This window comes from Enterococcus sp. DIV1208 (assembly GCF_050530455.1).
Lineage (GTDB): Bacteria > Bacillota > Bacilli > Lactobacillales > Enterococcaceae > Enterococcus_B > Enterococcus_B hirae.
Genome location: NZ_CP172887.1, coordinates 1,524,107 through 1,538,738 on the forward strand (window position 1 = coordinate 1,524,107; position 14,632 = coordinate 1,538,738).

The 14,632-nt window shown below is 37.7% G+C and carries 13 protein-coding genes; all 13 read right to left on the minus strand.

Annotated features, from left to right (window positions below; translation table 11 throughout):
• Window positions 1-183: 183 nt before the first annotated feature.
• A complete protein-coding gene (gene dnaI, locus IGK91_RS07085; RefSeq protein WP_010737675.1) occupies window positions 184-1,110 on the minus strand; it encodes a primosomal protein DnaI in 927 nt (308 codons plus the stop codon).
• Window positions 1,110-2,498 carry a replication initiation and membrane attachment family protein gene (locus IGK91_RS07090; protein WP_430605269.1) on the minus strand — a complete coding sequence of 463 codons (1,389 nt, stop codon included), beginning with the start codon at window positions 2,496-2,498 and terminating at the stop codon, window positions 1,110-1,112. Before IGK91_RS07090 ends, dnaI begins: the two co-directional genes overlap by 1 nt.
• 40 nt (window positions 2,499-2,538) lie before the next feature.
• Entirely contained in the window at window positions 2,539-3,033 is a 495-nt protein-coding gene (gene nrdR / locus IGK91_RS07095) for a transcriptional regulator NrdR (protein ID WP_081123280.1), read from the minus strand.
• Window positions 3,034-3,477: 444 nt separating this feature from the next.
• Window positions 3,478-3,810, minus strand: coding sequence for a hypothetical protein (locus IGK91_RS07100; RefSeq protein WP_010737677.1), 333 nt, complete (start codon window positions 3,808-3,810; stop codon window positions 3,478-3,480).
• Between the two features lie 52 nt (window positions 3,811-3,862).
• Entirely contained in the window at window positions 3,863-4,498 is a 636-nt protein-coding gene (gene coaE, locus IGK91_RS07105) for a dephospho-CoA kinase (RefSeq protein WP_010719037.1), read from the minus strand.
• Window positions 4,462-5,298 (minus strand): DNA-formamidopyrimidine glycosylase, encoded by an 837-nt coding sequence (mutM, locus tag IGK91_RS07110; RefSeq protein WP_010737678.1) that lies wholly within the window; start codon window positions 5,296-5,298, stop codon window positions 4,462-4,464. Before mutM ends, coaE begins: the two co-directional genes overlap by 37 nt.
• 69 nt (window positions 5,299-5,367) lie before the next feature.
• Window positions 5,368-8,013, minus strand: coding sequence for a DNA polymerase I (gene polA, locus IGK91_RS07115; RefSeq protein WP_010737679.1), 2,646 nt, complete (start codon window positions 8,011-8,013; stop codon window positions 5,368-5,370).
• Between the two features lie 166 nt (window positions 8,014-8,179).
• Window positions 8,180-8,863 carry a Bax inhibitor-1/YccA family protein gene (locus IGK91_RS07120; RefSeq protein ID WP_081123282.1) on the minus strand — a complete coding sequence of 228 codons (684 nt, stop codon included), beginning with the start codon at window positions 8,861-8,863 and terminating at the stop codon, window positions 8,180-8,182.
• Entirely contained in the window at window positions 8,856-9,341 is a 486-nt protein-coding gene (locus tag IGK91_RS07125; protein WP_010737681.1) for a MaoC/PaaZ C-terminal domain-containing protein, read from the minus strand. Before IGK91_RS07125 ends, IGK91_RS07120 begins: the two co-directional genes overlap by 8 nt.
• Window positions 9,342-9,565: 224 nt before the next feature.
• Window positions 9,566-10,900 carry a UDP-N-acetylmuramate--L-alanine ligase gene (gene murC / locus IGK91_RS07130; protein WP_181934310.1) on the minus strand — a complete coding sequence of 445 codons (1,335 nt, stop codon included), beginning with the start codon at window positions 10,898-10,900 and terminating at the stop codon, window positions 9,566-9,568.
• Between the two features lie 181 nt (window positions 10,901-11,081).
• Window positions 11,082-11,837, minus strand: a complete 756-nt coding sequence (locus IGK91_RS07135; protein ID WP_010737683.1) for a YdcF family protein — start codon at window positions 11,835-11,837, stop codon at window positions 11,082-11,084.
• Between the two features lie 27 nt (window positions 11,838-11,864).
• A complete protein-coding gene (locus IGK91_RS07140; RefSeq protein WP_010737684.1) occupies window positions 11,865-12,350 on the minus strand; it encodes a SprT family protein in 486 nt (161 codons plus the stop codon).
• A gap of 1 nt (window position 12,351) precedes the next feature.
• Complete coding sequence (locus IGK91_RS07145) at window positions 12,352-14,535, minus strand: Tex family protein (protein ID WP_010737685.1); 2,184 nt, start codon at window positions 14,533-14,535, stop codon at window positions 12,352-12,354.
• Window positions 14,536-14,632: the final 97 nt, after the last annotated feature.

Below are 14,632 nucleotides of genomic sequence, written 5' to 3' on the forward strand. Positions count from 1 at the left end.
AGTCATTGAAAAGAGAATTATTTGCAGACTTCTCTCAATTAATTGTTTGCATTGCTTATTTTCCTACCCATCAAAGCAATAGGCAGGAAATATGGCAATAACTAATTCAGCAAAAAGCTTTCTCGATCACATCTTCTAAGCCTACTAAGGCTACAATTATGACTTCTATGCTTTCTCTTTTCGCTAGCCATTTCTCCGATTGCGTCCAGTCATTTCAATTTCTTTTGTCAAATAACGAATCCGTTCCATGATTCGTTTGGCTTTCAATGGTTCTTCATCTCCACGCTGTGTCACAGCAAGATGTTGCTCCAATTCATTCATTGTAAAATTGGAAGAGAAAAAGGTTGGCAGTTGCTCTTGCATTCGATATTGCAAAATCACACCAAAGACTTCATCTCTGATCCAACTACTCATGGCATCAGCGCCAATGTCATCCATCATTAAGATCGGTGAACGTTTGACTGCATCTAGTTTTTCTGCGACTTGATCTTTTCCAATCGCTTGTTTCATTTCAACAGCAAAAGTTGGAAAATGGACAAGTGTAGTTGTAAAGCCTTTAATGGCTAGTTCTCTGGCAGTCGCTCCTAAAAGATAGGTCTTTCCTATTCCAAAGCTGCCAACTAAATAGAGTCCTTTGTGATAGTCTTTGGGACTTGCACTATAATTTTCCACAAAGTCTAATGCTTCAAAGCTCGCATAGCTCCGTCCATCGGTACGCTCAAAATTATTGAAAGAAGCATCTTGGATATCTTTTGGCATATCGACAGCTTTGATCCGGTTCCTGATTTCTTCTTGTCTTTTCTTCGCCAATAAGGCTTCTGTTGGAACATAAGTCACATCGACATAATGAAAATTCAAGGTTAGCTTGGGCTCATAGCCAGGAGCGATCATCGTAGGGTCATTTTTTTGGTATTTTCGTTTTTCTTGGACAAATTCATATAGTTTTGCATAACTTTTTTCGATATCTGCTTGTGTTAATTCATCTTTGTGATCCGCCAAAAAGGCTTGCACATCTGGATCGTTGAGGACTTCTTCGATCATTTCAGCAAATTTTTGTTGATAATTTCGCTGGCTGATGATCCGCTTTAATTCTTTTCCTACATCTTCCATTAGCTATCTCCCTCCTTCTTGGCAAAATATTCTTTGAATCGTCGTTCGATCTCCGCTTTTTTCTCACTACTGATTTTTTTCTCTTCTTTAGGCTGGTTGACCCAATCCGGTAATTTCTCACGACGAACGTTTCGACGATTAGTTGAATAATTCTGGTTCGTATTTTTAGTATTTTGTTTGACTTTGCTATTGGTTTTCCGAATATGTTCAATGGCTTCTTCTGGGGTCATGATCTTTTTTTGTGCCCATTCGTTAGCGATCGTGTTGACAAAGCTTGCGGTTAAGCTAGGACGATCTTTGATTACTAAGACATAATTGATCAGGATATTGATCAAACTATTCGACAATCCCGATTGTGAAACTAAATCCTGTAAAAGCCAAGTTTCTTGTTTTGACACATAGCCGCCTTTTGCTTGTTTCAGTGCCTCTAAATATTTCATTGGCGGAATGCTTTTGGCTTCGTTCACTAACTGTAGTGTCGCATTTGTCAGAGCAGTTGCTTCCTTAGGTGTCTCATTCTGATTGGCAGAGGTTGCTTCTTCATTTTGATTAGCCAATGTATTTGTTCGCTTCGTCTGTTGGTTCACCAATACGATGCGTTGAAGCTCTTTGACAGATACTGTCTGCTCAGAAAAATCATACGCTTGTACGACCCATTCTCCTAATGTCAACTCATCCACGCCATAAAGTAAATGATACATTGTTAACTGTTCCTTCAATGATTCATCTAGATTCATGATATGTTTTTTTGCCAACCAATCTGTCAAAAAGCGCCAATCAAGAGTGGATTGTTCCATGGACTTCCCCAGATCAGTTGATTTGGTTGTAAATGACTGTTGGTTTCCCTCGAGTTTCTCTTGATCTGCAGCATATGTTTTTTCATTAAAGCGATATACTTCTAAAAATTTCTTCGTGATCTTTTGATAATCATTCGTCGAAAAATGTTCCGGCTGAAATAGTTGGATCAACTGATCGGAACGCCGTTGACCGACTTTTTCTAATAGCAGAAAAGACAATAATGTATCTTTAAAAAATGCTAACGGTTCAATTGGCTCAAGTAACTCATAAATAAAACATCCCCCTAAGCTAGGGTCTTCTTTGAAAAAAACTTCTAAAAGTCCGATCCCTTCTAGTTTTTTTCGTGCTTCATAAAGCTGAGGAATACCACAATTCAAGCTACTTAACAGATCAGCATGTAATCCTTCCGGTCCAACGCCTTTTTGTAAAGGAATTTCTGATAGTAAGGTAAAATACAAACTCAAAGCTTCACTGCCGATTAATGGCTGGTAGAGATAAAGTAATGAGGATTTCCCTTCTTCTCTTAGCGGATAGCTTTTTCTTCCTTGGTAGATATTTTTAGGTTGAAGCTCTTTCCATGCGTTATCCAAGGAATTTGGCCTCCTTTTATGACTTGATTTTATTTCTGATTTATTCGTTGTTTTCTTTGTGATTCTCTTTATTATTTTCTTTTGCTTTATCAACGATGTCTTGTAATTCTTTTAAAAACACCGACATATCTTTAAATTGACGATAAACACTGGCAAAACGGATATAAGCAATCTCATCTAAATTGACCAGATCTTCCATCACGTATTCTCCGATCAACGTCGTCGATACTTCATTTTCACCAAGACTTCGCACCCGATTTTCAACATGGGTTACGATTTGTTCCATTTGTTCCATCGCAACTGGTCTTTTTTCTGCTGAACGGATTAATCCTCTTAAAATCTTGTCACGATTAAATTCTTCCCGTTCCCCATTTTTTTTGATCACTAATAAAGGTGCTGCTTCAATTCTTTCAAATGTTGTAAAACGAAAAGAACAGTTTTCGCACTCTCGTCTTCGACGAATTGCTCGACCATCATCCGCTTGTCGACTATCAATCACTCGGGAATTGTTATGTTGACATCTAGGACATCTCATTATTTTCACCTCTTAATCTGAAATTTTTCTGATATACATTCATTTAATATATTGAATCAATTTATATAGTATTGATTCAACGAACATTCAAAGGATAAATTTTCACTCGATAATAGTTACGTAAATAATTACGTATGAAACAATATTTTTATGATTCACTCCTGCTTTTCATAAAAAAAGTTTCACACATGTAACTAGTTGTATTATAACATGAAACAATTCTTACAGGCGACTCTCCTGTATAAAAAACCTCGTTAGAAGAACCTTTTTTTCAATCGATTGATCGAAATTGTTCCAAAGCAAAACAATTAGGCTTGACTTTCGAGAAAACTGCATGTAAAACAGTGCTTCTTAAAAACTTCTTTCAGGTGCATACTTCAAAAAAAACAGAGAGTGAGACAAAACTTGTCTCACTCTCTGTTTCAACAGTCTAAGTTATACCCATTAAAGTTTTTCTTCAATCCCTGTATAATGTTTCATTCGTTGTTCATCGATTTTTTGTTGTTCAGGAATATGATCGGATTCTGGTAAAGGTGTTTTTTTGTGTGTTGGATCATCTTTTTTTCGTTCTTGTGTCAGATCTTGCTCCTTGGCTTCTTTTTCTGCTTGTTGGTCTTCTAATTCATCGACTCTGGCTTTGTAGCGTTCATCATTTTCTTTTGCAGCTTCTGATTGTGCCCGTCCTTCATCTACCAGTTCATCTTTATTCAAGATCTCTCCTAGTTTTTCTTTTGCAGAACCGACTACTTTATCTTTTTGATTTTTAAAAGTCCCCATACCAATCCCCCTCTTTTCTTTATATTCAGCATAGCAAACTATCTAAATATACTCAAAGAAATCGATTGTTGAAGTCCGAGAGCCAACGTTCGATTTGACAAGTCAGTTCATCCTTACTACCGGAATTGTCAAAAACGATATCTGCTAATTTTTTCTTTTCTTCAATCGGCATCTGGCTTTGTATTCTTTTCTTTGCTTCGTCTAGTGTCAATTGATTTCTTTTCATCAAACGTTGCAATTGAATTTCTTCTGGAAGGTAAACGACTGCTACAGCATCCATTTCCTGTTCATAATGACCTTCAAATAATAAAGGGATATCAACGACAACTAAAGGATAATTTGCTTTTTGTTGCTTAATCTGTTCCGTAATCGCTTGACGGATAAAGGGGTCTAATAAGCGATCAAGTTTTTGTCTTTGTTCTGTCGAATCGAAAATAATCTTAGCTAAAGCTACTCGATCAAGCGAGCCATCTTCTTGAAGGATTTCTTCCCCAAATTCTTGAACGATTGCCGCCAATCCAGGAGTCTGAGGTTGGACGACTTCACGGGCGATGATATCTCCATCGATCATCGGGATTTGGTGACGGCTAAAAACAGCTGCTGCAGTGCTTTTCCCAGTAGCAATCCCACCAGTTAAGCCTAAGACATAGCCTACTTGCTGATTTTTAGTCTTTGGCAATTTGGACAATAGTGAGTCCCCCTTTGCGCTACTTTTGTTTTGACGATCGGTGTATGACAACGAACACATGGTTGACCAGTCTGACCATAGACATGTAAAGCTACTTGAAAGTTACCCGACTCGCCTAACGCATTGAGATAACTCCTGATCGTCGTTCCGCCAGCCTCAATTGCCCGAGACAACACGTCAATAATTGCTTTTCGTAACAACTCTGCTTCTTTGGGCTTCAATGTATCCGCTGGCTGTTCTGGATGGATCTTTGCTTCCCAAAGCGCTTCATCCACATAGATATTCCCTAAACCTGTTACTAACTTTTGATCTAATAATAATGGTTTAATCGCTTTATGAGATTTTTGTAAGCCTAAACGAAAGCCGTCTAATAAAAATGTATCTGGCAACGGTTCTGGACCTAATTTCATGATGCCTTTGTAGGCATCACTCGTTCCTTTTTCAACTAATGTCATTCGTCCAAATTTACGTACATCATGGTATCGGAGTTGGCTACCATCTTCAAAGAAAAAAATGACATGCGTGTGTTTATCGATCGGTTCATTTTTTTCAACAAATTGGTATTTTCCTTCCATACGTAAATGCGAGATCAATTCATAATGACTCAAACGAAAAATTAAAAACTTGCCTCTTCGATCAATAGACAGAATCTCTTCGCCAACTAACGAAGCTTCAAAGATTGCTGTTTCTGGTTGTTCAATTATTCTTGGCCATAAGACTTGGATTTTTTGGATTTTCTTTCCAACGACTAAACGAGACAAGCCTTTTCGTACAGTTTCTACTTCTGGTAATTCTGGCATGTTTTCACCTTCGACTTATTTGCTTTTTTATCTATTTATTGAGCAGATCGGTTCAATAGTGGCAATCAGCTATTTCGCTTCATACCACGTTTTCCCCCAACTACTATCTGTAATCAATGGTACGTGTAAGGACACGGCATGTTCCATGACTTCACTTACTAATTTGTCTAATCGTTCTAATTCTGTTTCTGGCACTTCAAAAACCAATTCATCGTGTACTTGTAACAACATGGTTGCTGATAGTTTTTCTTCTTTTAAGCGTTTATCCAACTCGATCATCGCGATTTTAAGAATATCAGCGGCACTTCCTTGGATTGGGGTATTGATTGCTGTTCTTTCAGCAAAAGAACGTATATTATAATTTCGTGAATTGATATCTGGTAAATAACGTCTGCGATGGTAAAGGGTTTCGACAAATCCTTGTTCCTTTGCTTCACGAACGATACGTTCCATATATTCTTTGACTCCAGGATATTTCTCAAAATACGTATCAATGTACTGTTGCGCTGCTTTTCTTGTAATCCCAAGATTTTGTGATAAACCATAGTCAGAAATGCCATAAACGATCCCAAAATTGACTGCTTTTGCTTGACGACGCATATTTGGTGTGACATCTTCTGCTTTTTCAATCCCAAAAACACGCATAGCAGTACTTGCATGGATGTCTTGTCCTTCAAGAAAGGCTGCTTTTAAATGTTCATCATTCGAGATATGAGCCAAGACTCGCAATTCGATTTGTGAATAGTCAGATGAATAGATCAACCAGTCTTTTTCTCTAGGCACAAACGCTTGGCGAATCTTTCGCCCTTCATCTAAGCGAATAGGAATATTCTGTAAATTAGGATCTACTGAACTTAAACGCCCTGTTTGAGTCAATGTTTGAACATATCTGGTATGGACTTTCCCATCGGATTGAATGACTTTTAACAAACCTTCTACATAAGTTGACTGGATCTTGGCGATTTGGCGATACGTCAAGATGTCATCCACGATTGGTGCTTGTTCTCTTAATTGTTCTAAAACATCGACCGCAGTGGAATAGCCCGTCTTCGTTTTCTTGATCACCGGTAACCCCATTTTTTCAAATAAAATGACCCCTAATTGTTTTGGTGAGTTTAAATTGAAGGATTCACCAGCCTCTTGATAGATTGTTTCCTCGATCTCTTTCAATCGATCGGAGAATTCGATTTTCATTTCTTGTAAACGAGAAGCATCAACTTTGATACCAGTGATTTCCATTTCAGCTAAGATGATTGAAAGGGGTAGTTCCATCTCACGGAACAAGGCCATTTGGTTTTTTTCTGTTAATTCTTGACTTAACTTAGGTGTTAAAACATTAATGGCAGATACTTTTCTGGCAAGGTGGGCAAAAAATACTTCTTCCTCTTCCGGTAATCCTTTTTTTGCCCCTTTTCCATAAATTGCTTCATCTGACTGCACTTCATGATAGCCATAATGGGCAGCGATTCCTTCAATATCCGTACTTTTCTCATTTGTATCAAGCAAGTAGGCACCAAGCAAGACATCAAAATCGATCCCTTTTGTTTTCGTAGCATAACGATTTAAAGCCACATAAGTCCGTTTAGCATCATAGACTTTTTTCAACCGTGTTGGATCAGCTAGCCAAGCACAAAAAGCTTCGTTCTCAAATAACGCTAGATCATTCGTAACATAAATTTTTTGTTTCGTCCCCCAAGCTACACCCACGATATCTTCTGTATGGTAATTGTCTCCCATCATCTCCACATATAAAGCCATGTCAGTCGTGAACATGTCCTCATGGTATTCATGGACTACTTCAAATAGGATATCTTCAAGTTCTACTTCTTCCTCAACAAGGTCCAGCTTTGCCAGGAATTGTTTAAATTCCATTTCTTTATAAAATGGCACCAATTTCTCTAAGTTTTTCCCTTCATATTTCAATGAATCAATCGAGACTTCAACTGGCGCATCTGTATTGATCGTCGCTAATTGTTTGGATAAGAAAGCTTGTTCTTTATCATTGATCAAATTTTCTTTCATTTTGCTTTGTTTCATTTCATCAATATGCTCATAGATCCCTTCAACGGATCCATATTGTTTTAACAATTTGATTGCTGTTTTTTCGCCGATTTTCGTCACACCAGGAATATTGTCTGAAGCGTCTCCTGCCAAACCTTTCATATCAATGATTTGATTTGGCGTCAACCCATCATATTTTTCAGCCACATGTTCAGGTGTGTAACTTTCGATATCACTCACACCTTTCACCGTAATGTCTACTTTGATTTCATTACTAGCTAATTGAGTCAGATCTCGATCACCAGATAAAACAACGACATCAAATTCTTCTTTATTGACTTTTTCGGCTAATGTCCCAATGATGTCATCCGCTTCATAATTAGGTAATTCATAGTATTGGACACCTAGTCCTGTGAGTAATTCACGAATGTAAGGCATCTGTTCTTTAAATTCTCCAGGAGTTTTTGAACGGCCACCTTTGTATTCTGCATACATCTCGGTTCTAAACGTCGTCTTTCCTGCATCGAATGCAACTAATACATGAGTAGGTTGCTCTTTTTGCATCACATTTTCAAACATCGTGTTAAAAGCATAGATCGCATTTGTATGCAACCCATTTCTATTTTTAAACCGTTCTAATGAATTGTGTAAAGCAAAAAATGCGCGAAAAGCAACACTATTTCCATCTACAAGTAATAATTTATTTTTTGTCATCTGCCTAACTCCTTACTGTAAAGTTCTTATTTATTCTAACAAAGAATACTGAGGAAAGCGAAAAGAAAAACGCAAATTAACCACTTTACTGAACAAAAAAGAGTGAAAAGACTCAATGCTTTTCACTCTCATAATTATTGTTCAACTGAACGATCCATTCAATCGCTTAATTGTTACGTCCGAAAATTCTTAAGAATGCTAAGAACAAGTTGATAAAATCAAGGTATAGTTGCAATGCCAAGAAAACGGCAATTCCACTGTGTGCTGTCCCATTTGATTCTATATAGATTGACCGGATCTTTTGGTTGTCATATGCGGTAATTCCTGCGAAGATCACGACTAAAAGAAGAGAAATAAACAACTCTACTGCGCTGCTTCGTAAAATAAAGACATTTAAGACCATGGCAATAATGACACCGATCAATGCGGCCATTCCGGCACGGCTGACACCTGTCAAATCTTTTTTAGTAACCAAGCCTACAACGGACATCCCTAAAAACATTCCAGTTGCTGTAATAAACGCTCTGGTAATGCTACCGATATCATACATCGCTAATGTGACAGCTAACGTCAGTCCATTCAAGAGCGAATACGCAATAAAACCACCAATAGCTAAACTTGGGTTTTTAGCTGCTTTAACGCCCAATACAACTACTAAAATCAACTCTACGATCCAGAGACCCATAAAGCCTAATGGGAAATTATTGATGAACGAGAAAACTTGTTGAGGATATACTTGTAATGCGAGATAAGAGATAATCGCACTTAATGCTAGACCTCCTCCTAGATAACCATAGACCTTAGCATAGAAGCGATTCAGTCCTGTTGAAATAGTACCTTGATTATTCATATGTTTCACCTTCACTTTCAAGAGTAATCTCTAATTCTGGTTCGACCGGTGGCTGAACCATCACTACTGCATCCAATACCCGATTTTCTTCGCTATTGTTTGCTTCGACAGAGATTGTCACGACATTTTTCATTTTGTCTACTTTGATAATATCAAACTGAAAAGTCAATGTTTGATAATGGAAAACTGGCTCAATAAAATTGACAGAAAAATTGACTACATGAGACCCAGGACCTGGCAAATGTTTTGAAATTGCACTGGTGATGATGCCCATCAACATGACAGAAGGCACAATCGGTTGTTGGTACTCCGTTTGTTTCGCAAAATCATGTTGGATGTATAGTGGATTCGCATCATTTGTTAGTCCTAAATACAATAACAGCTGATTGTCTTCAATCGATTCAGTTAAAGACAACGAGTCCCCTTCCTCCAGTTCATTGATGGTTTTTCCTAATTTACGTGGTTTACTTATGTTCAAGTTAGTAACCCTCCAGTTTATATATTGATCACTTCTTATTGTATCAAAACAGTCCAAAAAGGCAAGTTACACTGATTAAAACAAGAAAATATTAACGAAACTGAAAGAAGACAGCGATGTTGATTCCTCTTTTGAAAACCAGAAAAATCAAAAAATCTCTACCTGTTAAGTTTCATTCTTTAACAGATAGAGACTGCTTTACAATCGACTACTTAAAAAATAGATTACAATACATTCTTTGTCGTACTACTTAATAATTTTTCATACGCTTGTTCAAATTTTTGAACGTCCCCTGCACCCATAAAGATAATGACAGCATCGTGGAAATCAAGTAAAGGAGAAACATTGTCTTCTTTGATCACTTGACCACCTTTTTTGATTTTATTGCCAAGATCTTCAATTTTGACATCGCCCTGTTCTTCACGAGCAGAGCCAAATATATCACATAGGTAAACTTTATCTGCAAGATCTAGTGCTTCTGCAAACTCATCCATCAAAGCAATTGTGCGGGTAAATGTATGAGGTTGGAAAACTGCAATGATTTCTTTATCAGGGTACTTTTGTCGAGCCCCATCGATTGTTGCTTTGATTTCAGCTGGATGATGAGCATAATCATCTACAACTGTCATATCAGCTACGATTTTTTCGCTAAAGCGACGTTTTACACCTGGGAATGTTAACAATTCTTTCGCTACTTCTTCTTGGTCTAGTTTTTCAAAATAAGCAACTGCGATCACGCCTAATGCATTTAATATATTATGTTTGCCAAAAGCAGGAACAGTGAAATGTCCCACAAATTCATCTTTGTGGTACACATCGAAAGCTGACCCCGTCGTTGTGCGTTCGATATTCCGAGCTTGGATATCATCATCTTCAGAAACACCATAATAATAGATCGGAACATCTGCTTCTAATTTTCTTAAGTAAGCATCGTCTCCATAGGCAAAGATCGCTTTTTTCACTTGATTTGCCATTGATTGAAATGCGGTAAACACATCATCAATACTTGTATAATAATCTGGATGATCAAAATCAATATTTGTCATGATAACATAATCAGGCGAATATGCTAAGAAATGGCGACGATATTCACAAGCTTCAAATGCAAAAAATTCTGCTTGAGGATCGCCATGTCCTGTGCCATCACCAATTAAATAACTTGTTGGACGAATGCCAGTCAACATATGTGAAAGTAATCCTGTCGTACTCGTTTTACCATGTGAACCAGTCACTGCAATACTCGTGTAGTTTTGGATAAAGTCGCCGATAAAGTCATGATAACGAACAACTTCTAATCCCAACTCTTTCGCTCTTTGAATCTCCTCATGCGTATCTGGGAAAGCATTACCAGCAATGATCGTCATTCCAGGTTGAACATTCTCTGCATCAAAAGGCAAAATTTTGATATTTTCTTTTTCTAAATCCCTTTGTGTAAAGAAATATTTTTCGATATCTGATCCTTGTACTGGTAACCCTTGCTCGTGTAAGACAAGTGCCAATGAGCTCATTCCTGATCCTTTAATACCAACAAAATGGTATAATTTATTTTGATTTTCCATTTGAATCCTCTTCTCTTAAATATCATCCATTATTTTGTTTTCTATTACAACACGTTCCTCATTATCATATAAACCTAAAAAAATTTCAACCAAATATATTTGAAGAGGTTACTTACTTGAAAAATCGTTCAAATTTAAAAACTGGCTAACGCTCTCGTTTGGTCTACTAGGGATGATTTTCTCATGAACGCAAGAAAGTTCCTGAAACAGAAGAACGGATCCGTTGATAGGCTGACCAAACTTTTTGTGGGATGTCCACATGATTCATATAATTTTTCCCATTTGGTCCATAGCCCTGTTCATCATCCTTCAAACGAACCATTTCTCCTAAAACTAACGCATAGAAATAATCTTTCGACCATTGATCGTTCAACTCTGGCTGAGAAAAATGTAACTCTTCCGCTAGTTCAATTAATTGGGGAACAAATGGGACATAGTTACACCATTCTACTCCTGTGCCTTTCCAGACCTTCTCAAAAGTTGCTCTGGTACGTCGCTGTAATGTTGGATCATTCATAAGAAAAATCCGTTCAGGTAAAGCGCCCTTTTTTTGAAGGATCGTCAAGGCATGTTGTGCATTTTCCCCAGAGTTCGTCGAGGTTGTTTCTAAAATGAATCTTTCAGTTGGAATGTGGTATTTTTCTGTTAAGTAACGAAAACACATCTCACTTTCACTGAGTCCATCCTCAAATAAAACCCCTTGCTTTGCAAAATTTTGGCGAAGCACCTTAGTAGCATGTCCGATTCCTCCGACTAGAAAAATTTGCTGCACTTGTCCTTGCAAATACAGTTCAGCTGCCTTATCAGCAAGAATCGGTAAGCCATTACCTGCTAGAATCACTATTGGTGCCGAATCATTTGTTCTTTGATCACTTGCATCAGCCAAAAAGGATAGCAAACAATTCCAATCTTTCAATTGTTCCCCTTGATTCGTCATGAGCTTTTTTCTCCTTTTTAAGATTTTTTACTTACTGGAAAGCTGTTCATTTGGCACTTTATCCAGTGTTTCCTTCCAAATCAAATGCCCTCGACATTTCCCGCAAACATAGCGTTTGGTATCGATTTTTCGTTTGCGGTAAATATCGGTTGTACAACTAGCACACTGATACCATTCAATTTTAGTCGTTTTCTTAGCAGAAAGAGCAGGAGCGTATCTTAAACCACCCGTTTTTTTTAGTAAAACCTTAAAATCAGCATCTCGATGACGATAACCTTTATTAGCTAAATGCAAATGATAATGACATAATTCATGTTTAATGATTGCAACTTTTGTCGCTTCATCCACTTCTTGAAACATCTTCCAATTAAAATCTAAATGATGGTCGTTTAAGTGATAACGTCCCCCTGTAGATCGCAAACGAGAATTGAATTTTGCTTGATGCTTAAAGGGCAATGAAAAACTATCTAGCGAGATTTTTTCAACGAGTTGCTGCAATTCGATTTCTGTCACTTTATTTCGCCTCATAAGGGGAAAGCATCGTTAAACTGATTCTTCCTTTATTGACATCAACAGCTTCAATCCAAACTGTTACAACATCGCCTACAGAAACGACATCAGTAGGATGTTTAACAAATTTTTTACTTAATTTAGAAAGATGAACTAATCCGTCTTGCTTTACACCGATATCAACAAACGCACCAAAGTCGATTACATTCCGTACAGTCCCTTTCAACTCCATCCCTGGTTTCAAATCTTCCATACTTAAAACATCTGAACGCAAGAGTGGGGCTGGCATTTCATCCCGCATATCTCTACCAGGTCGGGTTAACCCTTCAAGAATATCAGCTAACGTTTCTTCTCCTACAGATAATGTTTTGGATAAATGAGTGGAAGAAAGTTGAGATAGGGTTTCGATTGCTTCTTTTTTACCTAATGCTTTCTCTGATAACCCGTTGCTTTTTAGAATTTCTTTTGCTATTGGATAGCTTTCTGGGTGAATGCCTGTATTATCAAGAATGTTTTTCCCACCTGGTACACGGATAAACCCGATCGCTTGCTCATAAGCCTTTGGTCCTAAGCGAGGAACTTTTTTCAATTGCGCTCGCGTCTCAAACGCACCATTTTCTTCTCGATAAGTCACAATATTTTGAGCAGTTGTTTTATTCAAACCAGAGATGTGTTGCAATAATTGAGGGCTTGCAGTATTAACATCCACACCCACTTGATTGACCACAGTTTCTACTACAAAATCTAATTGTTCCGCTAAACGTTTTTGAGAAACATCATGTTGGTATTGTCCAACTCCTACAGCTTTAGGGTCAATCTTCACTAATTCAGCTAATGGATCTTGCAAACGTCGAGCGATCGACACTGCACTTCGCTCTTCCACTTGGAGGTCAGGAAATTCTTTGCGGGCAATATCACTTGCAGAATAAACAGAAGCTCCCGCCTCATTCACGATCGCATAGTACGCTTTATGATCAGCTGATTTTAATTGTTCAGCAACAAATTGTTCTGATTCACGGCTAGCAGTACCATTCCCTATTGCGACCATATCTACTTGGTATTGGTTGATCAATTGAACAAAAGCAGGTCCTGCAGCTTCACGTTTCGCTTGAGAAGCAGGTTTATGCGGATAGATGACTTCAATTGCCAAAACTTTACCTGTCGCATCTACTACAGCTAACTTACATCCTGTACGATAGGCTGGATCGAATCCTAAAACGACTTTTCCTTTTAAAGGAGGTTGTAACAAGAGATTACGGAGGTTTTCTCCAAAGATCGCAATTGCTTGCTCATCAGCTTTTTCAGTTAATTCATTGCGCACTTCCCGCTCAATCGCAGGTTGAATAAACCGTTTGTAACTATCTTGATAAGCATTCCTAACAAACATAGTTGCGGGAGAAGCTGGGTTATTGATCAATTGCCGCTCCAAATAAGACAAAATAGGTTCCTCTTCCACTTGGAGTCCGACTTTCAAAATACCTTCTTTTTCACCACGATTCGTCGCTAAAATGCGATGAGAGACGATTTTATGAATGGGTTCGGCATAATCATAATACATTTCATATACCGCTTTTTCATCTAACTCCTTCTTTTTAACGACACTGACATAAGAACCTTTATTGTAGGTATAGGAGCGTACCCACGTTCTGTAAGTTGCATTATCACTGACTTCTTCAGCAATGATTTCGTGAGCGCCTTGCAATACTTCCTCGACCGTATGAACTTCTTTTTCATCATTGAGGTATTTTTTTGCTTCTGCATAGACATCTTCATTGGGCAATTGACGAAGCCACTGGGCAAAAGGCTCTAATCCTTTTTCTTTTGCGATCGTCGCTTTCGTTCTGCGTTTTTGTTTATAAGGACGATACAAGTCTTCTACTTGTTGCATTTTAACTGCTAAAGTAATGTCTTTTTTCAATTCTGGCGTTAGCTTACCTTGTTCATCGATTAAACGAATCACTTCTTGTTTTCGTTTCTCTAAGTTTTCTAAATAAGCATAGCGCTCTTCAATTTCTCGAATTTGTACCTCATCTAAGCTACCGGTCATTTCTTTTCGGTAACGTGCAATAAATGGGACAGTATTTCCTTCGTTCAATAAATTCAATACGGTGGTAAGTTGTTTTGAATGATACATCGTTAGTTCTTTTTGAACTAACTGGACAATTGTTTGATTTAAATTCTCTGCCATCAATATACTCCCTTTTTAAGTTAAAGCCATTTTCATTATTCCCTGTTTCTAAATAAAAATGGTGGATTTTCTCACATACTTATTTATTTTATCATAT